Annotated in this window: 22 protein-coding genes and 4 tRNA genes; 18 read left to right on the forward strand and 8 right to left on the reverse strand. The window is 54.8% G+C overall.

What is annotated here, in order from left to right; all coding sequences use genetic code 11:
* Positions 1-4: 4 nt before the first annotated feature.
* From glgX to J2S70_RS08920, 3 genes are all read right to left on the reverse strand, one after another.
* Positions 5-2,251 carry a glycogen debranching protein GlgX gene (glgX, locus tag J2S70_RS08625; RefSeq protein ID WP_307683312.1) on the reverse strand — a complete coding sequence of 749 codons (2,247 nt, stop codon included), beginning with the start codon at positions 2,249-2,251 and terminating at the stop codon, positions 5-7.
* A gap of 112 nt (positions 2,252-2,363) precedes the next feature.
* Positions 2,364-2,732: a hypothetical protein gene (locus J2S70_RS08630; RefSeq protein WP_307683313.1), complete on the reverse strand. Its 369-nt coding sequence runs from the start codon at positions 2,730-2,732 to the stop codon at positions 2,364-2,366.
* On the reverse strand, positions 2,729-3,022 hold the full coding sequence (locus J2S70_RS08920) for a 4Fe-4S binding protein (protein WP_407702666.1): 294 nt from the start codon (positions 3,020-3,022) through the stop codon (positions 2,729-2,731). Before J2S70_RS08920 ends, J2S70_RS08630 begins: the two co-directional genes overlap by 4 nt.
* A gap of 44 nt (positions 3,023-3,066) precedes the next feature.
* Here J2S70_RS08920 and J2S70_RS08635 point away from each other — a divergent pair.
* A protein-coding gene (locus tag J2S70_RS08635; protein WP_307682232.1) for an IS3 family transposase occupies positions 3,067-4,301 on the forward strand; the annotation gives its coding sequence in 2 pieces (ribosomal slippage) (positions 3,067-3,358 and positions 3,358-4,301; 1,236 coding nt in all).
* A 198-nt stretch (positions 4,302-4,499) separates the two neighbouring features.
* Here the strand turns inward: J2S70_RS08635 and J2S70_RS08640 are convergent.
* Positions 4,500-5,276, reverse strand: coding sequence for a metallophosphoesterase (locus tag J2S70_RS08640; RefSeq protein WP_307683314.1), 777 nt, complete (start codon positions 5,274-5,276; stop codon positions 4,500-4,502).
* Between the two features lie 92 nt (positions 5,277-5,368).
* Positions 5,369-5,443, reverse strand: a tRNA-Val gene (locus tag J2S70_RS08645).
* A gap of 204 nt (positions 5,444-5,647) precedes the next feature.
* Here J2S70_RS08645 and J2S70_RS08650 point away from each other — a divergent pair.
* From J2S70_RS08650 to J2S70_RS08660, 3 genes are all read left to right on the forward strand, one after another.
* Positions 5,648-5,720 (forward strand) — tRNA-Gly (locus J2S70_RS08650).
* Between the two features lie 37 nt (positions 5,721-5,757).
* Positions 5,758-5,828 (forward strand) — tRNA-Cys (locus tag J2S70_RS08655).
* A gap of 6 nt (positions 5,829-5,834) precedes the next feature.
* Positions 5,835-5,908 (forward strand) — tRNA-Val (locus tag J2S70_RS08660).
* A gap of 100 nt (positions 5,909-6,008) precedes the next feature.
* Here J2S70_RS08660 and J2S70_RS08665 read toward each other — a convergent pair.
* Together J2S70_RS08665 and J2S70_RS08670 are read right to left on the reverse strand one after the other, a co-directional pair.
* Entirely contained in the window at positions 6,009-6,233 is a 225-nt protein-coding gene (locus J2S70_RS08665; protein WP_307683315.1) for a hypothetical protein, read from the reverse strand.
* A 9-nt stretch (positions 6,234-6,242) separates the two neighbouring features.
* Entirely contained in the window at positions 6,243-7,652 is a 1,410-nt protein-coding gene (locus tag J2S70_RS08670) for a PspC domain-containing protein (RefSeq protein ID WP_307683316.1), read from the reverse strand.
* Positions 7,653-7,786: 134 nt separating this feature from the next.
* On the opposite strand from J2S70_RS08670, the gene J2S70_RS08675 reads away from it, so the two are divergent.
* Together J2S70_RS08675 and J2S70_RS08680 are read left to right on the forward strand one after the other, a co-directional pair.
* The gene (locus tag J2S70_RS08675) at positions 7,787-8,977 is read left to right on the forward strand and encodes a PspC domain-containing protein (RefSeq protein WP_307683317.1); all 1,191 of its coding nucleotides are present in this window, start codon (positions 7,787-7,789) and stop codon (positions 8,975-8,977) included.
* The gene (locus J2S70_RS08680) at positions 8,974-9,627 is read left to right on the forward strand and encodes a response regulator (protein WP_307683318.1); all 654 of its coding nucleotides are present in this window, start codon (positions 8,974-8,976) and stop codon (positions 9,625-9,627) included. Before J2S70_RS08675 ends, J2S70_RS08680 begins: the two co-directional genes overlap by 4 nt.
* On the opposite strand, the gene J2S70_RS08685 is transcribed toward J2S70_RS08680, so the two are convergent.
* Positions 9,624-10,997, reverse strand: a complete 1,374-nt coding sequence (locus J2S70_RS08685; RefSeq protein ID WP_307683319.1) for an L-serine ammonia-lyase — start codon at positions 10,995-10,997, stop codon at positions 9,624-9,626. The genes J2S70_RS08680 and J2S70_RS08685 overlap by 4 nt on opposite strands.
* A gap of 120 nt (positions 10,998-11,117) precedes the next feature.
* Between J2S70_RS08685 and thrS the strand changes: the two genes are divergently transcribed.
* From thrS to yajC, 12 genes are all read left to right on the forward strand, one after another.
* Entirely contained in the window at positions 11,118-13,133 is a 2,016-nt protein-coding gene (gene thrS, locus J2S70_RS08690) for a threonine--tRNA ligase (protein ID WP_307683320.1), read from the forward strand.
* Positions 13,134-13,140: 7 nt separating this feature from the next.
* Positions 13,141-13,767, forward strand: coding sequence for a phosphatidylinositol phosphate synthase (pgsA, locus tag J2S70_RS08695; RefSeq protein WP_307683321.1), 627 nt, complete (start codon positions 13,141-13,143; stop codon positions 13,765-13,767).
* Positions 13,764-14,741: a phosphatidylinositol mannoside acyltransferase gene (locus tag J2S70_RS08700; RefSeq protein ID WP_307683322.1), complete on the forward strand. Its 978-nt coding sequence runs from the start codon at positions 13,764-13,766 to the stop codon at positions 14,739-14,741. The genes pgsA and J2S70_RS08700 overlap by 4 nt, the downstream gene beginning before the upstream one ends.
* Entirely contained in the window at positions 14,738-15,865 is a 1,128-nt protein-coding gene (locus tag J2S70_RS08705; protein WP_307683323.1) for a glycosyltransferase family 4 protein, read from the forward strand. Before J2S70_RS08700 ends, J2S70_RS08705 begins: the two co-directional genes overlap by 4 nt.
* Entirely contained in the window at positions 15,862-16,452 is a 591-nt protein-coding gene (locus J2S70_RS08710) for a hypothetical protein (protein WP_307683324.1), read from the forward strand. Before J2S70_RS08705 ends, J2S70_RS08710 begins: the two co-directional genes overlap by 4 nt.
* On the forward strand, positions 16,445-17,587 hold the full coding sequence (locus J2S70_RS08715) for a PrsW family intramembrane metalloprotease (protein ID WP_307683325.1): 1,143 nt from the start codon (positions 16,445-16,447) through the stop codon (positions 17,585-17,587). The genes J2S70_RS08710 and J2S70_RS08715 overlap by 8 nt, the downstream gene beginning before the upstream one ends.
* 2 nt (positions 17,588-17,589) lie before the next feature.
* Positions 17,590-18,135, forward strand: coding sequence for an NUDIX hydrolase (locus J2S70_RS08720; protein ID WP_307683326.1), 546 nt, complete (start codon positions 17,590-17,592; stop codon positions 18,133-18,135).
* Positions 18,136-18,183: 48 nt separating this feature from the next.
* Complete coding sequence (locus J2S70_RS08725) at positions 18,184-18,942, forward strand: YebC/PmpR family DNA-binding transcriptional regulator (RefSeq protein WP_307683327.1); 759 nt, start codon at positions 18,184-18,186, stop codon at positions 18,940-18,942.
* On the forward strand, positions 18,942-19,568 hold the full coding sequence (gene ruvC / locus J2S70_RS08730; RefSeq protein ID WP_307683328.1) for a crossover junction endodeoxyribonuclease RuvC: 627 nt from the start codon (positions 18,942-18,944) through the stop codon (positions 19,566-19,568). Before J2S70_RS08725 ends, ruvC begins: the two co-directional genes overlap by 1 nt.
* A 66-nt stretch (positions 19,569-19,634) precedes the next feature.
* A complete protein-coding gene (gene ruvA, locus J2S70_RS08735) occupies positions 19,635-20,228 on the forward strand; it encodes a Holliday junction branch migration protein RuvA (RefSeq protein WP_307683329.1) in 594 nt (197 codons plus the stop codon).
* A 2-nt stretch (positions 20,229-20,230) separates the two neighbouring features.
* A complete protein-coding gene (gene ruvB / locus J2S70_RS08740; protein ID WP_307683330.1) occupies positions 20,231-21,241 on the forward strand; it encodes a Holliday junction branch migration DNA helicase RuvB in 1,011 nt (336 codons plus the stop codon).
* An 89-nt stretch (positions 21,242-21,330) separates the two neighbouring features.
* Positions 21,331-21,738 (forward strand): preprotein translocase subunit YajC, encoded by a 408-nt coding sequence (gene yajC, locus J2S70_RS08745; RefSeq protein ID WP_307683331.1) that lies wholly within the window; start codon positions 21,331-21,333, stop codon positions 21,736-21,738.
* Positions 21,739-21,747 lie beyond the last annotated feature (9 nt).

The raw sequence follows: 21,747 nt of genomic DNA on the forward strand, positions 1-21,747 counted from the left end.
TCTCCTACTGTGGGAATCCTTGTTTTGTTGTCATACGAATCGTGTCCTCGGCGACTGTGCCTACCGAGGGCGCCTTGTCGGTGCGTGTAGAGCTCAGCAAGCTGGTCACAGTGCCGTCCGTTTCACTTGCATTCTTGGTGTCGGGTCTGCGGCTGATAAGAATCGTCACAGAACGCGATTTCACCGGGAATACATCACCAGCCTTGTAGGTTTCGTTGGCCGCGTCATCCGCCGTCGTGGTTAACACTACTTCCCATTCCGCGCCCTCATTGGTAGCGGGCACAACGAAGTCGAGGTTCTCCTCAGAGGCTGAGTACGCAAGCAGGAAATCGTCATCAACGACGGCGTTTCCACGGGCGTCCGGTTCAGCGATACGGTCCCCGTTGAGGTAGACCATCACCGAACGGGCAAACCACGTATCCCAATCTTCATCAGCCATTTCCTCGCCGTTGTTGAGGAACCAGACGATATCGCCGCGTTCAGATTCACCGCCGCGGCCGGCGTCGCCCTTGAAGAATCGACGACGACGGAAGACCGGGTGGTCTTGACGCATTTCAATGAGCGACTGAACGAAACTGTGGATTTCGATCTGATGTTCATCAACGTCCCAGTCCATCCAGGCAAGCTCATTATCTTGGGCGTAAACATTGTTATTCCCGTTTTGGGTACGGCCGATTTCGTCACCGTGCGAGATCATGGGAACACCCTGCGAAGTGAGCAATGTGGTGAAAAAGTTCTTAATTTGCCGAATGCGCAGAGCGCGAATCTCGGGATCGTCGGTAGGCCCTTCTACGCCATGGTTCCACGACTTGTTATTGTTTGAGCCGTCGGCTCCATCTTCGCCATTGGCCTCATTGTGTTTCTCATTGTAAGAAACGAGGTCGCGCATCGTAAAGCCGTCGTGTGCCGTGATGAAATTGATTGAGGCGAACGGGCGCCGGCCGGAGTTTTCATACAGGTCTGAAGAGCCCGTGAGTCGAGAAGCGAATTCAGACAGGGTCGAAGGCTCGCCGCGCCAGAAGTCTCGCATCGTATCTCGATAGTTGCCATTCCACTCCGTCCACAAGGGCGGAAATTCGCCTACGTTATAGCCGCCTTCACCAACGTCCCATGGCTCCGCAATAAGCTTGACCTGCGAAATGATTGGATCTTGCTGGATGATGTCAAAAAACGATGACAGCTTATCGACTTCATGCAATTCACGTGCGAGCGTGGAGGCGAGGTCGAAGCGGAAACCGTCCACGTGCATGTCCACAACCCAGTAGCGCAGCGAATCCATAATGAGCTGCAAGCTGTGTGGGGAAGACATATTGAGCGAGTTCCCAGTTCCCGTGGTGTCAAAGTAATGCGCCTTGTCGTCCTCCACAAGCCGGTAGTAGGCCGCGTTATCAATACCGCGGAATGACAGGGTGGGGCCCATGTGGTTGCCTTCGGCCGTGTGGTTGTAAACCACGTCAAGAATAATCTCGATATCGGCTTCGTGGTACGCCTTGACCATCGCTTTGAACTCCTCGACCTGCGATCCGCGCTCACCAGAGGAAGAGAACGTGTTTTGCGGTGCGAAGAAACCAATCGTGTTGTATCCCCAGTAATTGGACAGGCCCTTTTCGATCAGCGAGGTGTCATTAACAAACTGGTGGACGGGCATGAGCTCGAGCGCCGTGATCCCCAGTTCCTTCAGGTAGTTCACCATCGCAGGATGTGCCATACCCATATAGGTGCCGCGCATCTCGTCGGGGATGTCCGGATGAAGCTGGGTCATACCCTTCAAATGGGCTTCGTAAATAATCGAGTTGTGATAATCGTGCTTCGGAGGCCGATCGTGCCCCCAATCGAAGAACGGGTTCACAACGATCGACAGCATCGTGTGCCCAAGCGAATCGAGTTCCGAGCGCTTCGAATTATCGTAGAAATCATAAGAAAAGTTCGCCTGGTGGTTGTCAACCTGGCCCTCGATTGCTTTCGCATACGGATCAAGCAGAATCTTTGAGGGATCACAGCGGTGACCGTTGTGGGGTTCATAGGGGCCATGCACGCGAAAACCGTAGCGCTGCCCGGGGCGAATACCCGGAATATAACAGTGCCACACGTAGGCATCCACTTCACGCATATCGATGCGCTGTTCATTCATATCATCGTCAATGAGGCAGAGCTCAATCTTGTCTGCCACCGAGGAGAAGATTGCAAAATTGGTTCCCGTGCCATCAAACGTAGCACCTAGTGGGTAGGGTTTTCCTGGCCAAATTTCCATAGCACTAGACTCTCATGTTTAAGCAAAAAGTTTGTGAACTGCCGGCGTTATTAACCTCAAGTTTCGCTGTTGGCACGCACGGCGTGAAACTGAACACCGGGTTTAATTGAACTTAAACTGCAAATGCCCCTGCTGGCGTTCGAGCCTGGATAACGCTTTGAGCTACGAAGTCCGAGATTTCGGGATCGTGAATCCATTTTTCCCATTCAGCGCCCAGTTCTTTGAGATCGTGTTCGGCACTAAAGCGATCCGAGCGGCGCGCAAACGCGCTCAGCGCACCGATCACATCCTTCGCTTCAAATTCATCACCCAGCCAGGCGGTGGTCTCCCGCACTTGGGGTGCGAGTGAGTCGCTTCGCAAGCGATCCACAAATTCCTGCGTTGGCCGTTCCAAAATTTCACCGCACAACTGCCACATTCGGGCGCGATCTCGCGCTGTGCCAGCCATGATCTCAATGGTTTCATTGCTCTTGGCACTCACAATTTCTCCTCATAAACATCCCAAATACCGCTCGTGAGCGTGCTTAGCGTCGAACAGGTATGGCACACTGCTGACTCACGCGGCCCAAGAGGTCTTGAGCATTTTTCACAGCGGTGCGCCTTCACACTAGTAAGAACCCGAAACTCTCGACCCGTGCGGCGATGTCCTAGAGCTAGCACGTCTTCAGGGCATTTCGCCTCGCATAGCCCGCATTCAGAACACTGACTCGGCTCAAAAACCAGCGCCTCGCCGTCGAAAATTAACGTGTTTTCTGGGCACAGATGTGAAATGGTCTAGGTTTTCTTCCGTTTGAGTAGATGGGAAAATCTGGAATATGGCGAAGAAGTTTGATCAGGAAGCGAAGGATCGTGTGGTTCGTCTTGTTGAGGATCGGATCCTTGCTGAGGGGCTTTCGATGCAGGCAGCATGCCAAGCAGTTGCACCAAAACTCGGGGTCTCGTGGCATACTGCCCGGCAATGGACCCAGGCAGCTCGACGTGAAGGAGAAGTTCCTCAACGCCTGCCCGAAGATCTGGCTGCCGAAAATGCCAGACTGCGTCGTGAAGTTCAAGAGTTGCGTGACACGAATGAGTTGTTGAAGGCTGCATCGGCTTTTTTCGCGTCCGAACTCGACCCCAAACGTCGGAAATGATCGCATTTATCGATGAGTATCGCGATCGTTTCAGTGTTGAGTTCATTTGTCAGACGTTGAAGAATCACCGTGAAGGAGGCTTTATCACCTCCCGTGGATACCGGGATGCGAAGAAACGTGCCCCGTCAGCTCGCCAGGTCAGGGATCGCGAGCTGGTCGAGCTCGTTGGCCAGATTCATGCTGAGAATTACGGGGTGTATGGGGTGCGGAAGATGTGGCGTGCCTTGAAACGTCAAGGAGTTGACATTGGTCGTGAGCAAACGCGGCGGATCATGAAATTGGCGGCAGTGGCAGGTAAACGGAAAGGTAAAAATCCTGTCACCACAGTCAAGAGTAAGGACATCGATACTCGCCCAGACTTGGTTCAACGCGAGTTTACAGCTAGTGCTCCGAATCGATTGTGGGTCGCTGATATCACCTACGTGAGAACCACTGCGGGTTTCGTGTATGCGGCGTTCGTAATCGACGCTTTTAGCAGGAAGATTGTTGGCTGGGCGCTGTCAGATTCCATGAAAACCGAGGCATTACCGCTCCAAGCGGTCAAGCAAGCAATCTGGAACGCTCGCTCAACCACAGGCCTGGTTCATCATTCAGATCACGGGTCTCAATATGTATCTTTGACCTATCATCAGCATCTCGTGGATGCTGGAATTGTTGAATCCACTGGCAGTGTGGGTGACAGTTATGACAATGCGCTGGCTGAGAACGTCAACGGCTCATACAAGAACGAGATCATTCATACCCGACGATGGGCCGATGTTCTCGAAGTCGAGATCGCTACATTCGAGTGGGTGCACTGGTGGAACACCAAGCGTCTCCACCAAGCACTCAACTACCGCACGCCACACGAGGTCGAAACGGAATACTGGCAGCAACGAGAAAAAACAGCAACAATAGAAAACAGGGTAAACACCTAGGAAGAAAACCCGGACCATTTCAATGAACGCATACCTCGCATGCCGTACACGAGCCGGCGATTTCAACCGACGGCAAGAGAGGATCAGCAATTGCGGCAAGGTAGACCTCGCGAGCTGACGCGCCAAGGCGTACGCCCTCAAACGTAGCTTGCGGCTCCACCTTGCGAGGCTCTTTTGCGTTCTCTATGCGCCCAAGGCCTAATCTGAACAGATCTCGGCGGGACAGTGCGGGAGCTGGACGAGCCGGTTGCCTTCGCTTGCGGCTGGGCAGCTTGCCACCTGCCCGTGAATTGTCAGCTGCCCTTGACTTGTCAGCGAAGCCAGCGTCATCAGCGAAACCGACGTCGTCGACCTCCAGCGTGGCTCCGAGCTGGCGAACCCGCCAATGTTGAATTCGTGATAATTGGCAGCGCCCGATGGAGAACCTGCGCCCGTGAATGACGGCGACTGGGCCTGACGCTCAATCGGGAAATGCCTCAAGTATGAATCCCATACGCCAACTGCCGGCCAGGTCTGCCAGCCTTCAGAATCGTGGTTGCCAGGAATGATCGCGTAAGGTAATTGCGCATCTTCGAGATTCTTTATTGCAGCTGAGGCGGTTTCCCATTCGCCTTCCCTGTTGGAGCGGTCAACCACATCTCCAACATGCTGTGTCATTGCGATGTTGAATTTATCGGTGTTATCGGCAATCCACGTCGTTTGGGAAGCAAAAGGATCGGGCACATTTTCGCCGTAGCAAGCGGCAAACATATCGCCTTCGGCGACGTAGCGCGAATAGAACTGTGTATCGGGAAGGACCGCGAGGGACCCACGAGCGCCCTCGGCAGTATTTACCTGAGTGTGAATCGTTTCGTTAGTGTACGGACCGGTATTTGAAGGTGCGTCGGATAGCGGAGCGGCGACGGCGGTGCCAGCAAACATGAGAGCACCGGTTGTCGTCAGCGTTGCTACCACGCTCATGATTTTTTTAACCATGCACTCAACGCTAAACATGCAGATCAACCGCCTAATATAAGAGGAGCTGAACCCAAAGTTAAGAGATGGTTATTTCGTGGCAAGAGGGGAGTTGGTGGGCGATACTGGGATCGAACCAGTGACCTCTTCCGTGTGAAGGAAGCGCGCTACCACTACGCTAATCGCCCTCAATATCCATTTGCGCTTAATGTCAACGCTTAAACGCGCCCGGACTGTGATCCGACAATAGTCGAGATAAGGCGCCGGGCGCAAATGGGGCACACGGTGGTACACCTCATGATTTACTGATTAGACAACATCGAGACAGACTGGCTATATTAGTGAAGCACTCAACGAAAGGTTGAAGTTGATTCGACTTTAAGTTGAATATTGCGGACGTAGCTCAGCTGGTAGAGCACCACCTTGCCAAGGTGGGGGTCGCGGGTTCGAATCCCGTCGTCCGCTCGATGGCCAAGTGGTAGTGTTACTACTTCAACCACCTGGTGGGTTGGCCGAGAGGCGAGGCAGCGGCCTGCAAAGCCGTATACACGGGTTCGAATCCCGTACCCACCTCGCCCAGGGCGATTGGCGCAGTTGGTTAGCGCGCTTCCCCGACACGGAAGAGGTCACTGGTTCGAGTCCAGTATCGCCCACAAGAAGCCCCCGACATTTGCCGGGGGCTTTTCGTTGGTCAGACTCGTGTGACGCCCGCGTGGACCGGCTTCCGGAGGTCCAACCCCTACGGATGTGCTCTTAGACGCGGACTTCTTTGTATTCGTGGTGTTGCTCGCCCTCATCGCGGCCCTCGCTGCGGCGTAGTGGCGGAGCAAAAGCGCTTGCTGCCAGTAGAAGCGACAGCGTGAGAAGCGAGATCACGATTAGCACTCGCACGTCGACGTGGGTGCCGGTTGCTCGAATGATTCCGGCTATTGCAATAATGATTCCAATTGTGCCTAAAGCACTCGTTGTTACACGCATTTAGAGTCCTTAATTCGATGGAGTGGTTGAAGTGTCTGATGTGGGATGTGTCGAATCGATTTCGGGTATCGCCCGAGAACTACCGCCGTCTTCCCCTTCGGACGCACCGTCTTCTGTTGCGTTAGGCGAGCTTGAGAGCCATTGCTCGGTCGTCATGTTGTTTGGGGCTTGGCCGAATACATCGAATTCCCCGTAATAGAAGTCGATCTCAACAATCTGTGCCTCCTGTGGCTGTTCTAGCGCCGCAGGCGTGTGTAGCTCGAGTGTCTCGCCAGGTTCCATATAGAAGGTTTGCCCGGCATACATGAATCCGTCGCCAAAAACCGGATCGTCAGGCTCGGCAGGCCGCGTTAGTGTGGGTGTACCGTCTTGAATCACCATCCACGACCGGATATTGACAAGGGAAACGCTGGCGTGTCCAAAACTGTCAGGGGAGCGCTTGATGCGGTAGATGACGGGCACGTCTTCTGGTGTGTTCGAACTTCCCGTGGCCAGAATAAAGGTATCTACTTTCTGTGGTAGTACCTCTGCAAAGCTCGATGACGGCCGGTGATTGGATGCGTAATAGAGCAAGGAAGGTTGGCTTTCCGTGCCGCTAAGGCTCCATAGCTGTAGATCCTCGGCCGTTAGGAAACGCGCGGGAAGAACAAGGCTTACCGCGAGCGCCAGGGAAGCGGGAATGCCGACGAGCCAAGTTAATGCAGTGAGCCATGTTGCACGAAGTCCTCTGACACCGGCGATAAATACGCCAAGCGCAAGGAGCGCCAGCCCAAGCGAAAGCGACATCAGGATTCGAGAAAGCACTCCATCTTCGAAGATGAGGGGGAGAGCTGCTCCGGCAATGGCAAGTGCGACAACGAATCTGGCGCTACGCCCCGAAATTGCAGGAGTGCTCACACGCTGTTTCTTCGGGCGTGGCCTTACGGGCTCGGACGGAGTGGCATTTGTATCGGCAGCTGTCGCATTAACCTCGGTTCGGTCATTCGCGTTGGCATTCCGCCTTCGAAGAGCCCATCGGCCAATAAGAAAGAGGGCTGTGAGCCCGATTCCGATCATGACGATGAGAACGAGGCTATCCCACCAGTAGGTGGTCATACGGTCAAAGTAGGTTAGCCCTGCGCCAACCACGCTGATAAAACCTATGAGGGTCATCGCGATGGCTGTAGCGACACCCGCGTCGGGATCGCGCAAAGCCCGCTCGGCTAGAACGTCCTCGGTTTCGTATGCCGGTATGAATAACCAGGCAAGGCCGTAGAGGAGAAGCCCAAGACCGGCTACGAAAAATAATAGTACCGCAAGCAGTCGCACTAAGGCAGGTGCGATGCCCCAGCGGTGTGCCAGCCCCGCGCACACTCCACCTAGTAGTTTGTCTGGTGTTCGCCGAAGGGGCGCAGATCTCATCGAGTCGTAAATGTTCATGTATTTAGTCTTGGTGAAATAAGCGGCATCCTCGACCCTGAACACCCCTGATTTACCCCTGATTAGAGATGGAAATCCCCTGATTTTCGCACAATCGGCTTCCAGAAATCGGCGAGTAGTGAGAACCTTACGGTGTGAACACCTATTCTGATCTTCGAGCACCGTGGGCACATGAGAGGCCGGTTCTGGCCCGGCGTGAACCAAAAGTTTTCGCAGGAGTTTGCCGCGGTCTTTCAGTACATCTTGGCGCAGAGGCGTGGATGTGGCGCATCGGCTTCGTTCTCTTGAGTTGGACGTTCGTGGTGCCCGCAATCTACGTCGCACTTGCGCTTACGCTACAGAAGTTTGACGACGGGGTCGCTCCAGAAAATCAGCGCATCGCCAAGCCGCTGACGCATCGCCGGTTTGATTCTTCGAAGTTGACTGTTGCAATGCTGTTGGTGCTATTTGCAATCGCTGTGATAGGTGCGGGCGCCACCTCCGGTGGTGGCGTTTTAAGCTTGGTCTGGCCCTGCGCGATGGTCCTTGTGGGTGCTGGCATTTCATGGACCTACCGGGATGGGCGATGGTCGACGCCGGCCCTCATGTTCGGGCTTGCGATCGCCACGTTAGGGGCTGTCATTTTTGTCTCCAGTCTTGGTCATTTTTCAGCGCTTACGGCAGGAATTCTCACGGGCATAGCCGTCCTGTTTGCCGCCGCATTCGTCCTATATCCCGCGCAGATCCGCTCAGCCGTACTCGTTCGGGAGATTGATGCGCAACGGATTAGGGAAGAGACTCGTGCTGACATGGCTGCTCACCTGCACGACTCCGTGCTCCAAACATTGGCGCTGATTCGCGCGAGGGCCGATAGCCCCGAAGATGTCCGACTTTTGGCACGCCAGCAGGAGCAAGAATTGCGTGACTATCTATATACGGACCGAACAGAACCAGAAACATCATTGGCAGCCGCCCTGACCGCAAAGGCTCGCGCCATCGAAGCGGCATACGGCCAGGAAATTGACGTTGTCGTCACCGGGGAGGGTGAGATGAGCCCGGATGGCCATGCTCTGATCGAAGCAAGCGGCGAGGCCATGACCAACGCATGCAAACATGGCGGCGGGCCTATTTCGGTCTACTGCGAGCTTGGCGATAACTGCGAAGTGTGGATTCGCGACCGCGGCACGGGCTTCGATCTTGGTGCTATCACCTCCGATCGTGCTGGAATTAGACATTCGATATACGGTCGAATGGAACGCGCCGGTGGAACAGCAACGATTCGCACTCCGCTTGAAACCGGTGGAACGGAAGTGCACCTGAGATTGTCGATCAAGGAGGAGTCATGAAAGTAATTGTGGTTGACGATCACGACCTGGTCCGTTCAGGCATTATTGCTCAACTTGATGGCCACGATGGGATCGCCGTCGTCGCAGAAGCAGCCAGCGTTACGGAAGCAAGCGACGTCATCTCAACCGTTCTTGCCGACGTGGTGCTCCTAGACGTTCATTTACCCGGTGGCGATGGAGGCGGGGGAGCAGAAGTAATCCGGCGCACTCTCGCCAGCTCGGGCCCCAAACCCAGATTTCTTGCGCTTTCAGTATCCGATGCTGCCGACGACGTCGTCTCGGTTATTCGTGCGGGAGCGCGCGGCTACGTCACTAAGTCGATCAATAGCGAAGGATTGATCGAAGCTCTTCACAGGGTAAACGGTGGCGATGCGGCGTTTTCTCCGAAGCTTGCCGGGTTCGTGCTGGACGCCTTTGGCACAAGTGCATCGTCTGTAGCTGAGCGGGATGAGGAACTTGATCGGCTGTCTGCGCGCGAGCAGGAAGTCATGCGTTTGATTGCCCGTGGATACACCTATAAGGAAGCCGCTTCCGAGCTATTTATATCGATCAAGACGATTGAGACGCACGTGTCGGCATGTTTGCGAAAACTTCAGCTCTCGAATCGGAAAGAACTTTCGCGATGGGCGGCAGCACGAGGGATTGACTAGCATTCAATGACGTTAACGCCCACGTGAACGGCCAGCCCACCAAGTGCGGTTTCCTTGTATTTTGCCTGCATATCTTTTCCGGTTTCTCGCATCGTGATGATCACGTCGTCGAGGGAAACGACGTGCGAGCCATCACCTCGCATTGCTGTGCGGGCCGCTGCGACAGCTTTAATTGCTGCAATGGCATTGCGTTCAATACACGGAATTTGTACGAGCCCGCCAATCGGATCGCATGTGAGCCCCAGATTGTGTTCCATCGCTATCTCGGCGGCGTTTTCAACCTGCGCTGGATTTCCACCAAGAACCGCACAAAGGCCCGCAGCCGCCATTGCGCAGGCGGATCCCACTTCTCCTTGGCAACCGACTTCGGCTCCGGAAATCGACGCCATCGTCTTAAATATCATGCCGATCGCGCCGGCTGTGAGTAGAAATGTCCGTGCCGCGTGGGCGTCGAAGCGTGGCACGAAATCCCGGCAGTAATGCATGACCGCCGGAATGATACCGGCCGCACCGTTCGTGGGTGCGGTGACAACCCGGCCGCCCGCCGCGTTCTCTTCGTTGACGGCGAGCGCGTAAAGGGTAATCCAGTCCATCGCACGTAGCGGATCGGGCGTTCCCGAGTCATCGGCGAGCAGGGAGGCGTACATCCCGGGCGCTCGGCGCACAACCTGGAGTCCTCCCGGCAGAATTCCTTCGCGGCGATAACCGTTGCGAACACACTCTTGCATGACTTCCCAAATGGAGTCGAGGCCGTGGTTGATTTCAGTTTCACTTCGCATTGCCAATTCGTTTGCCATCGCAACCTCGGCAATTGACTTCGATTCAGCTTCGCAGTTTGCCAGGAGTTCGGCCGCGGTTGCGAACGGATGGGGCAAATCACGGGTGGGGGCAACTTCGTCATTCGCATCAGCGGCGCTTACGACGAATCCGCCGCCGATTGAATAGTACGTTTCGGTTAATATTTGCTGGGTATCTTGCCACGCAGTGAACGTCATGCCATTTGGATGGCCGGGTAATTCAGTGCGTCCCACCAGCGGGATATCGGTGGCGGGATCGAAGGTAATTGTGAGTGGGCCTTCGCCGGTGGCAAGGGTAAGTTGTTTGGAGGAATGTACGTGGTCAACCGCTTGGCTCACGGCCAGCGGATCTACCGTGGCTGGATGTTCACCCATCAACCCTAAAATCACAGCCCGATCCGTGCCGTGGCCGATTCCGGTGGCGCCGAGTGAGCCGTAGAGTGTGCATGTCACCCGGGTTATGCATGCCGGAAGTTTGGCAGCAAAGATACCCGCTGCGATCATTGGACCGACCGTGTGCGAAGAAGATGGGCCGATTCCAATTTTGAATAGATCAAACACGCTCAAACTCATGGATGAATCCTATCTTTGTATGCGGGGCTTCACACGGGCTAGGCCAAGTGTGCGTAGCTGACGCGGGTATGATTGAGCACGTGCGTACCCTGTGCGTGCGTTTATCTGGAAGGAGCCCACGTGCCGAACCTCATAATTGACGGGCAGTCGCAAAAGATTGACGATCCCGTTAGCGGCATCGATTATTTCAAAGCAGATCGTGACATTGTCGCATTGCGTGTTAACGGTGAGCTGATCGATCTGGAGATTGATCTGACAACCTTGGCGGAAGGGTCACAGGTCGAAGGGGTTTCGATCAATGAACAAGACGGCCTCGATATTTTGCGTCATTCGGCTACACACGTGCTGGCACAGGCAGTTCAGAACAAATTTCCCGATGTCAACCTTGGGATAGGTCCGTTCATCACCGATGGCTTCTACTACGATTTTGGCAATATTGCCCCGGTCACGCCCGAGCTTTTGAAAGACCTCGAAAAGGATATGCGGCGCATCGTTAAGGAAGGCCAGCGGTTCGTTCGGCGGGTGATTTCCGACGACGACGCACAGGTGGAACTTAAGGATCAGCCATACAAACTCGAACTTGTCGATATGAAGGGCGGTTCGGATGCGGATAACGATCAGGCTGCCGAAGGAGCCTCGATCGAAGTGGGTGGCGAAGAGCTCACCATGTACGACAACGTGAACCGAAAGGGTGAGGTTGTGTGGACCGATCTATGCCGCGGCCCGCATCTGCCGTCCACGAAACTGATCGGTAACGGATTTGCGCTGACCAGGTCGTCAGCGGCCTACTGGCGCGGTGACCAGGCCAACGACTCCCTACAACGAATCTATGGCACGGCCTGGCCGACTAAGGAAGAGCTGACCGCTTACAAGACGCGGATAGAGGAAGCTCAAAGGCGCGACCACCGTAAACTCGGTAGCGAACTTGACCTATTCTCGTTCCCGGACGAAATTGGCTCCGGCCTGCCAGTATTCCATCCCAAGGGTGGAATAGTGCGAATGATCATGGAGGAGTATTCGCGCAAACGACATTTAGAGGCGGGCTATTCCTTCGTGAACACTCCGCACATTACAAAGGCTCAACTTTTTGAGATTTCGGGGCATCTCGATTTTTATGCGGACGGCATGTATCCGCCCATGCACATGGATGAGGTAAAAGACGCAGACGGTCACATTACCAGGCAGGGCCAAGACTACTACCTCAAGCCGATGAACTGCCCGATGCACAATTTGATTTTCCGCTCTCGCGGCAGATCCTACCGCGAACTGCCTCTGCGGCTATTTGAATTCGGAACGGTATACCGCAACGAGGCCTCCGGCGTCGTGCACGGTTTGACAAGGGCGCGCGGTTTTACTCAAGACGACGCTCACATTTACTGCACGCGCGAGCAGATGAAGGAAGAGCTAACCACCTTGCTCGACTTCGTTCTTTCACTGCTTCAGGATTATGGTCTGGAAGACTTCTACTTGGAGCTTTCCACGAAGGATCCGAATAAGTACGTTGGAGACGACGAAACTTGGGAGGAAGCTACTCGAATTTTGGAAGAAGTGTGTACCGCCTCTGGTTTAGAGCTGGTCCCCGACCCGGAAGGCGCTGCTTTTTACGGTCCGAAAGTTTCCGTGCAGGCCAAAGATGCTCTTGGGCGTACGTGGCAAATGTCGACGATTCAGCTCGACTTCAACCTGCCCGAGCGCTTCGAACTCGAATACACGGCGCCCGATGGTTCCCGACAGCGCCCAGTGATGATTCACCGGGCCCTCTTCGGTTCGATTGAACGTTTCTTCGGCGTGCTCACCGAGCACTATGGAGGCCAGTTCCCAGCATGGCTGGCACCCGTTCAGGTACGTTGCATACCGGTTGCTGACGCCTTCAACGATTACCTGCACGGGGTAGCCAATAAGCTGCGAGCACGCGGGGTACGAGTCGAAGTTGATACCTCTGATGATCGATTCGGTAAGAAGATCCGCAACGCTTCAAAGGACAAGATTCCCTTCACACTCATTGCCGGCGGCGAAGATGTCGAAGCTGAAGCCGTGAGCTTTCGAATGCGCGATGGCTCGCAAGATAACGGTATTCCTATCAGCGAAGCCATCGATAGGATAGTTGCCGACATTGATTCCCACGTAAATCAGTGAGGTTTTCATGCTGTCTCGAAGCGGGCGCCCACTTGGCGAACTACTTTTTGGCCCTATTGCGCGTCTATTCGTCAAACTGGGCATCAGTGCCAATACTGTGACAGTGGTTGGAGGCATCCTTTCGAGCTTGTCCGCCCTGTATTTTTTCCCGAATAACATGCTCGTCGTCGGCACCGTACTCACTGGAATTCTCGTCATTTTCGATAATCTCGACGGGCAGATGGCACGCATGACGGGAACGACATCAGCCTGGGGTGCATTTCTCGATTCGACGATGGACAGATTCTCTGACTCGGCGATCTTCGTTGGGCTTGCGCTGTGGGGCTACTTCCACGCCGATGAGGCGGCTAAATTTGCCGTCGTCACCGGTGCACTCGCAGCTCTTGTAATCGGATCAATTGTTCCGTACGTGCGCGCTCGGGCGGAAAGCGTGGGCTGTACCGCTGCAGTGGGGATCGCTGAGCGAGCTGACCGGCTCATCTTCGCGCTCATTTTAATCTTGGCAATCATCTTTGGAGCAAGTCACTGGGTGATGGGAATCGGCTTATGGATTTTGGCCGCTCTTGCGCTCATCACGGTGATCCAACGGATGTTTCACGTCTATAAGCAGATGAAAGGCGCATCTGAGACGTGAACATCGTAACCGGATTCCGGCTTGCAATGTGGCTGGTCAAAGTACTGCCAGAAGCCCTTGGTCGTGCCATTTTTCGTGCCGTGGGCACGGTGGTCGGATGGTCGAACATGGCGGGTGCTGTGCAGCTACGCAAAAATTATCAGCGCATTACACCACTGGGCTCCTCGTGGGCTCAGCGAAAGCGATCCGCGCAAGGTATGCGTTCCTATATGGACTACTACTATGAGGCATTTCGATTACCCGCCCTTACGGAAGAGCAGATCACGGCCCGCGTGCGGGTGGTGAACGATCAAGGTATTCGCGAACATTTCGGCCGTGGTAAATCCGCTTCCGGTGCACTTTTGCACATGGGTAATTGGGACATGGCAGGGGCCTGGGCTAGTGAACACCTAGCCCCGACGTACTCGATTGCGGAGAAGCTGGAACCTCCAGAGCTAGCAGATCTTTTCCTCGATTTTCGCCGTAGCTTGGGGTTGACGATCTATCAGACAGGCAAGAATTCAGGAGCGATCAATTCTCTGACATCCAATATGCGCTCTGGTAACGCCTTCGTCCCTCTACTATGCGATCGCGACCTTTCAGCGTCTGGGGTTGAAGTGACGTTGGCGGGCTCGCCCGTACGGGTGGCGGTTGGTGCGGCGCTTTTAGCCCAACGCACAGGTGAACCGATGTATCCGGTTACGATTGTCAACGAACGTATAGACGACGATGATCGTGCGCGTCGTGCCGGCACCCGTAACGGAGTGGCAGCTATTTTCGGTACACCAATTTTTTCCGGGATGACTTCCCAGGCAAGCGCCCGGGAAAAAGACGCTGATATTCGCCGGATGATTCAACAGTGGCTTGATCAAATCCTGCCCCTTCTCACCACGCACCTGACTGATTGGCATATGCTACAAAAAGTGTTCGTGGAAGATCTTGATCCAGAGCGGCTCGAACGAGCACGTCGCTCTACCCCGAAGGACGACGAATGAGAATTGGAATAGCCTGCGGATATTCGTGGGATGTGCCGGGCGGAGTACAGTACCACTGCCGTGATCTGGCTCAAGAACTCATCGGCAGAGGCCACGTCGTTTCCGTGATCGCACCCGCCGAAAATACTCCGGAAGAAGAATTTGTTCATCCGGTTGGGGCAGCCATCCCCATTCGATATAACGGCTCCGTAGCACGCCTATCCTTTGGACCCAAAGTTAATCGAGAAGTACGCAAATGGTTAGCCGAAGGTGAATTTGACGTCTTGCATGTGCACGAACCATTTACCCCCTCGGTCTCGATGCTCGCTTTGATGAGTGCCAGAACCCCGGTTGTTTCGACGTTCCACACCGCCATGGATCGCTCGCGGATGCTTAGCCTCGCATCTCCGTTTATCGTGCCAATTTTGGACAAGATACAGGCTCGAATTGCCGTGTCTGAGGAGGCACGGCGCACGGCGGTTCAGCACCTTGGGGGAGACGCGTGGATTATTCCAAACGGAGTGTTTGTAGCCGATATGCAGATTGACGCCCGAGATGACCGCTTCATCGGTAGCTCGCACGCTCCAACGCTTGCCTTTCTTGGGCGCATAGACGAACCACGGAAAGGTCTTCCCGTCGTCGCTGAAGCATTCCCGGCGATTCGCGAACAGTTCCCTGGGGTTCGGCTCCTCGTCGCCGGTCGGGGAGATACCGCGGATGCGCGAAACCTGTTTGGCGAACATGCCCAAGCGGTAGAGTTTCTCGGTGGTATTTCAGATCGGGAAAAGGCGCTGCTCCTTGGCAGCGCAGACGTATATCTTGCACCTAATACGGGAGGGGAATCATTCGGAATTATCCTTGTTGAAGCTATGAGCGCCGGAGCGTTCGTGGTGGCATCTGATATTCCCGCGTTTAAGGCGGTGCTTGGTGATGGTCAATATGGAGCTCATTTCCGCAATGAAGATCCAGAGGATCTCGCGCGGGTCGTGAATGAAGCCTTGGCAGATCCAAACCTGCGAAAGCAGATCGCACAGGCCGGATCGCAGGAAGCGTGGAGATTTGACTGGGGAACTGTGGCGTCGCAGATCCTTTCTGTCTACGAAACGGCCATCCGAACCTCCCGTATTGAGGTGGATGAAGAATGACTTGGTGGCAGATTCTCCTCCTGATCGCAGGAATAGCACTCGTTCTGGCTGGCGTCGTGGCCACTTTGAAGGCCCGCTCTCTTGACCGAATCCACAAGAACGTCACGAAGTCCCGCATTGCGCTAGAACGAGCTTTGGTTGAACGGGCACAGGCAACTTTAGAAGTTTCCAGATCCGGAGTTCTCGATGTGGCAAGCGCTGTCGTTCTTGCTGATATTGCAAAGGAAGCTTTAGAAGTCTCGGCACATCCAATCGTTAACGACGGATGGGAAAGCATCACGATAGAAGACAGCGAAGGCAACTTACTGTCCGGAACGGCTGGCGATCGTCCCGATCGTCAACTAATCGAATCAGAGCTCTCACGCAGTTTGCGCCACAGCGTCGATGAACTGGACTCTGATACTCCGGAGCTGTCACGCTTGCACGCGGCTCGAACGGCCGTGCAAATGACGCGCAGATTTCACAACAATCATGTTTCACAAGCTAAACGGGTACGCCGATCAGCATTGATTCGCACGATGCGGCTCCACGGACATGCTCCTGAACCACTGATGGTCAACCTCGATGATAGGAAAACCGATGGCTAAGCCGATGTGGAAACCAGCCCGTCCACACAGCTCCTCATTTTATTTAGCAGTAACGACTGGCATCGTCGTTGGTGTTCTGGCATTCCTCAACGTCCTTCCGATGCTGTTGGAAGCAGCAGGCGCCAGCGGTTTCTTCGCATCTGCACTGCTCGCAGCGATTCCGCTGGCCGTCACTTTCGTCTTCGTGTACTACATCGACCGGTTCGAACCTGAGCCGAAATGGCTTTATCTCTTTGCTCTTTTGTGGGGTGGAGGCGTTGCGGTAGTGCTTGCACTCGGTGGTAACACGTGGTGGCAAGCTGAGCTTGCACCGGCCGTGCTCGGGCGGGACGCTTCGGAACATGACATCATGCGCTTTACCACTTCCATCGGTGCACCCGTCGTTGAAGAATTTGTGAAAGGCCTTGGAATTATCGTGATGCTTTTCGCGTTCCGGAAATACTTTAACGGCCCCGTCGATGGCATCGTGTTTGGCGCAATTATTGGCGGTGGCTTTGCGTTTACGGAGAACATTCTTTATTTCACCGCGTATTATGACCAAATCAATTTGTTGTTTAAACTCCGATATATTGACGGACCACTCAGCCACGATGCTTATACGGCATTCTTCGGCTTTTTCATTGGCTTTGCCGTGTATTCACGTTCCCGCGCGGCAGTCCTCGGTTGGCTAATCCCCGCGATGTTCGGGTCGATGTTCTTCCATTTCTTGAACAATGATGGCCTGTATTGGATGAGCTACGACGAATACAAATTCGTCAACAACGTACCCTTTGCGATCCTCATCATCGCGATGGTTTTGTATAGCCGAAAGCACGAGGTAGCGGCGGTGCGAAACGGATTGATTCCTTACGTTAATTCCGGGTGGATCGCTGCGCACGAAGCCTCAATGGTGCTGTCTTTGCGAGAACGCGAGAATGCGATCAACTGGGCTGAACGCTCAACACGCTCGCAGGGAGCTCCTTCAGGGATTGGCCGCAGAGCGATGAAAAGCTTCCAACGAGAGCTGGTTCAACTGGCCCACGAACGCACGCGCCACGAACGAGTAAGGACACTCGGCTCAGCGAAATACCTTGCCAACGCAAATGACCACCTCGCGTTTATTGGTCAGCTGCGATCAGTCTTTTCACTGTATTAAATATGGATACAAACACGGAGTGGCCGCTCGACATCGATGGCTTTCCACATCGGGAAGCCGGGCGTTGCATCGTTTTTAATCAGCGCGGCCACATATTGCTAATTTTGGGCCACGACGTCGATGATCCTGCGCATCGCTGGTGGTTTACCCCCGGTGGGGGAGTTGAGGCGGGGGAGAACCAGCGGCAGGCGGCTGCACGCGAACTCGGTGAGGAAACCGGCCTCGTCGTGGCACCCAAACGTCTGGTTGGCCCGGTATTGGACCGTCGCTCAACATTCTACTTCCTGCGCAAGACGCGCAAACAAGATGAGTTATTTTACCTGCTGGTGATCGACGAGGACGAACAGGCACTCATTGATTCGCGAGTACACGCGCAGTTGACCGAGCAAGAAAAAGATCTGCTCGATGATATGGCGTGGTGGGACTTGGAAGATTTGGCAGCCGCGGAGCAGTCAGGGACAAATGTTTTTCCATCGGGCCTTTCACAGATGGCCAAGCGATGGTGGCAAGGCTGGGATGGCGAAGTACTGACGCGCATTGAGGAATAGGCCAGCAATGGCGGTACAATATCCGCAGACGTTATGAAGGGAGTTTTAGTGGCGGGACATTCTAAATGGGCAACCACCAAGCACAAGAAGGCGGCAAACGATGCCAAGCGAGGCAAACTGTTTGCTCGGCTGGTGAAGAATATCGAAGTGGCTGCAAGAACTGGTGGCGGTGATCCCGACGGTAACCCGACTCTCTTTGACGCCATTCAAAAGGCAAAGAAAAATTCCGTTCCCAATGACAATATCACCCGTGCCGTCAAACGTGGATCGGGTGAAGACGGTGGAGGGGTCAACTACGAGTCGATCATGTACGAGGGCTACGGGCCTGGTGGAGTGGCCATCTTGATGGAAGCACTTACCGATAATCGAAACCGTGCAGCAACTGATGTGCGTGTCGGTTTGACCCGTAATGGAGGGACTCTTGCAGAGCCCGGATCCGTCTCCTACATGTTCAATCGCAAGGGCATTGTGGAAGTGGACAAAGAAGGTAACGACGAGGACGATCTCCTTTTGGCTGTTCTTGATGCCGGTGCAGAAGCGATCAACGACGAGGGTGAGGTTTTTGAGATTATTTCCGAACCGAACGACGTCGTTGAGGTTCGAAAGGCACTTCAGGCAGCTGACGTCGATTATAATTCGGCCGAAGTTCAATTCGTGCCTTCAGTTAAGGTTCAGGTTGATGCACCAACAGCACGCAAGGTTTTCGATCTGTTAGATGCACTCGAAGACGTCGATGATATTCAAAATGTGTTCTCTAACGTGGATCTATCGCCTGAGGTCGCGGCACAGTTGGAGGAAGACGCCTAGTGCGAATCATGGGTGTCGACCCCGGATTGACACGCTGCGGAATCGGGATCATTGACTCCGGTGGTGGCCGGAAAATTTCGATGGTCGATGTCGAGGTTGCACGCACCAAACCAGAGCTAGCCCCACACTATCGCCTATTAATGATTTGGAATGAGATCGAACACGCGATCACATTCTACAAACCGGACGTCCTTGCGGTTGAGCGAGTATTCGCCCAAGAAAACGTCCGGTCAGTTACTGGCACTGCTCAGGTTGTTGGCATCGTGATGCTTGCGGCGGCCAAGTCCGGACTCCCACTGGGGATGCATACGCCATCAGAAGTTAAGGCAGCTGTGACCGGCAGCGGACGCGCCGAAAAGGCGCAAGTGCAGATGATGGTGCAACGCATTTTGCAATTGGCTGAACCTCCGCGGCCAAGGGACGCGGCTGACGCGCTGGCCATAGCGATTTGCCATGCCTGGCGTGGCGGGGCCGTGCATAAGGATGATGCGGATCGTTCCCAGCACGGTGGTGCGGGCATGCTCCCACGTGCCGAAGGTGAGGATCTGACCCCGGCCCAACGGATGTGGGCGAACGCCGAACGCCTTTCTCGCAGACACGGCGCTGTTGAACCGAAACGCCAGTAGGCGTGCCTATGGGCGCGTTTCGGCGCAAACAATTACAATCAAACACGTGTTCGAATCGGAGGTATCATGATCGCATCGTTGCGAGGGCAGGTTATCCGAATTACCGCCCATGACGCCGTGATAGAGGCCGGGGGCGTCGGCTATCTGGTTTTAGCGACCCCTGACACGCTCGCGGACCTGCGGCTGGGGGAAGAAGCCTTCGTGCACGTGTCAATGGTGGTCTCGAGAGAAAATGAGCAGACGCTCTTTGGGTTTTCTGGCGACGACGCCCGAGAGGCTTTTGAGGTGTTGAAGACGGTATCGGGAATTGGGCCGCGTTCGGCACTGCAGATACTGGCGGCGCTACCTCCAAATGATTTGAGGAATGCGATAGCAACAAAGGATGAGGCAGCCCTAGTGAAAGTTCCGGGCATAGGGAAGAAAACCGCGCAGCGCATGGTCCTTGAGCTTGAGGGCAAACTCGGGTCCGCCGTCGGCTCCGGAGTTCCGGCGCATTCGCCGGCCGATCAGAATTCGGATGTGATCGACGCGCTGGTCAATATGGGCTGGAAGGAAACTGACGCGTCCTTGGCGCTTTCTCAAGCGCAAGAGCAAATTCCCGCTGGGACGGTTGCTCAGCTCCTGCGTGGGGCTTTGCAAATACTTGGTCAGCGTAGGTAGCCATGAACGAATATACGAACTCGGACGCGGGTGATATCGAGCGGGCACAAGAAGCCGCATTGCGCCCCAAAGTCTTGGCCGAATTCGTCGGGCAAGAAGTGGTGCGCGAGCAGCTGTCACTGGTGTTGGAAGCTGCCGTTCGCCGAGATGCTCCCGCCGATCACGTCCTATTGGCCGGCCCACCCGGACTGGGCAAGACAACACTGGCAATGATTATTGCCGCTGAAATGAACGGTGCATTACGCTTAACATCTGGGCCTGCCATACAGCATGCGGGGGATCTTGCGGCCGTGCTGTCCTCGCTTCAGGAAGGTGACGTGCTCTTCATTGATGAGATTCATCGTCTAGCCCGTACTGCCGAGGAGATGCTGTATTTGGCGATGGAAGATTTTCGTGTGGACGTCATGGTCGGAAAAGGGCCTGGCGCCACCTCGATTCCTCTTCCGCTTCCTCCATTTACAGTCGTTGGCGCAACTACTCGTGCCGGAATGCTCCCCGCACCGCTTCGCGATCGGTTCGGATACACCGCTCAACTGGATTTTTATTCGGTGCCCGAGCTCGCAACGATTGTGGAGCGTAATGCGATCAAAATAGAAGCGGAGCTGACCGCCGATGCAGCGATGGAAATCGCTTCGCGTTCACGTGGGACACCCCGAATCGCCAATCGGCTTTTGCGGCGGGTGCAGGACTGGGCACAGGTGCGCGGTAGCGGAATTTTGGATCTTGGTGCGGCGCGGGCCGCACTTGAAGTGTTCGAGGTTGATAAGAAGGGTCTTGATCGCCTTGACCGGGAGATTTTGGATGCTCTATGTACCCGGTTTAATGGCGGGCCCGTTGGGCTGAGCACCCTGGCAGTTTCGGTTGGCGAGGAAAAGGAAACCGTGGAAGCTGTTGCCGAGCCGTATTTGGTGCGCGAGGGTTTTATCGTTCGCACTCCACGCGGCCGCATAGCAACTGACCTCGCCTGGAAGCACCTTGGGCTCGCACCACCGGAAGCAACCCTGTTTTCGTGACTGGCTCCACCCCGCATTTTCTTTAGACCCTCCATCTTTGTGAGTAGACTCAACGAGTTAACGTGCTAAGAAAGAGAGGCTGATCAAAAGTGGAACTAATTATTTTGATCGTCGTAATGGTGCTGCTGTTTTGGTTTATGAACCGAGGCGCACGCAAGGCACAGCAAGCCCAAATCGATCAACGCAACGAAGCGCTCGTCGTCGGCAATAACGTCGTTACCCAAGCGGGTTTTCTTGGCCGAATCGTAGATATTGACGGCGATGCCGTCACTCTTGAATCGCCCTCAGGGGAAGAATCCGTCTGGCTGCGCACCGCTATTGTTGCCCAAATGGATATCCCACTGGGGAATGGCGATCAAAATGATTTCACCGACCAGCCCGGCGATCTCACCAACGACGGGCAAATCACAGATTCGCAGGCAGAATCAGCGCCCGGCCGGATAGCGAACACATCGCCATTCGACGACGAAGACGATAAGTCTACAGAAAACAAATAACACCTAGAC

This window comes from Trueperella bonasi, assembly GCF_030811535.1.
GTDB lineage: Bacteria > Actinomycetota > Actinomycetes > Actinomycetales > Actinomycetaceae > Trueperella > Trueperella bonasi.

Coding starts and splice junctions, on each gene's coding strand:
- glgX (WP_307683312.1), bottom strand. CDS start 2,251: ATGGAAATTTGGCCAGGAAAACCCTACCCACTAGGTGCTACGTTTGAT.
- J2S70_RS08640 (WP_307683314.1), bottom strand. CDS start 5,276: ATGGTTAAAAAAATCATGAGCGTGGTAGCAACGCTGACGACAACCGGT.
- J2S70_RS08665 (WP_307683315.1), bottom strand. CDS start 6,233: ATGCGTGTAACAACGAGTGCTTTAGGCACAATTGGAATCATTATTGCA.
- J2S70_RS08670 (WP_307683316.1), bottom strand. CDS start 7,652: ATGAACATTTACGACTCGATGAGATCTGCGCCCCTTCGGCGAACACCA.
- J2S70_RS08680 (WP_307683318.1), top strand. CDS start 8,974: ATGAAAGTAATTGTGGTTGACGATCACGACCTGGTCCGTTCAGGCATT.
- J2S70_RS08685 (WP_307683319.1), bottom strand. CDS start 10,997: ATGAGTTTGAGCGTGTTTGATCTATTCAAAATTGGAATCGGCCCATCT.
- pgsA (WP_307683321.1), top strand. CDS start 13,141: ATGCTGTCTCGAAGCGGGCGCCCACTTGGCGAACTACTTTTTGGCCCT.
- J2S70_RS08705 (WP_307683323.1), top strand. CDS start 14,738: ATGAGAATTGGAATAGCCTGCGGATATTCGTGGGATGTGCCGGGCGGA.
- J2S70_RS08710 (WP_307683324.1), top strand. CDS start 15,862: ATGACTTGGTGGCAGATTCTCCTCCTGATCGCAGGAATAGCACTCGTT.
- J2S70_RS08715 (WP_307683325.1), top strand. CDS start 16,445: ATGGCTAAGCCGATGTGGAAACCAGCCCGTCCACACAGCTCCTCATTT.
- J2S70_RS08720 (WP_307683326.1), top strand. CDS start 17,590: ATGGATACAAACACGGAGTGGCCGCTCGACATCGATGGCTTTCCACAT.
- ruvA (WP_307683329.1), top strand. CDS start 19,635: ATGATCGCATCGTTGCGAGGGCAGGTTATCCGAATTACCGCCCATGAC.
- ruvB (WP_307683330.1), top strand. CDS start 20,231: ATGAACGAATATACGAACTCGGACGCGGGTGATATCGAGCGGGCACAA.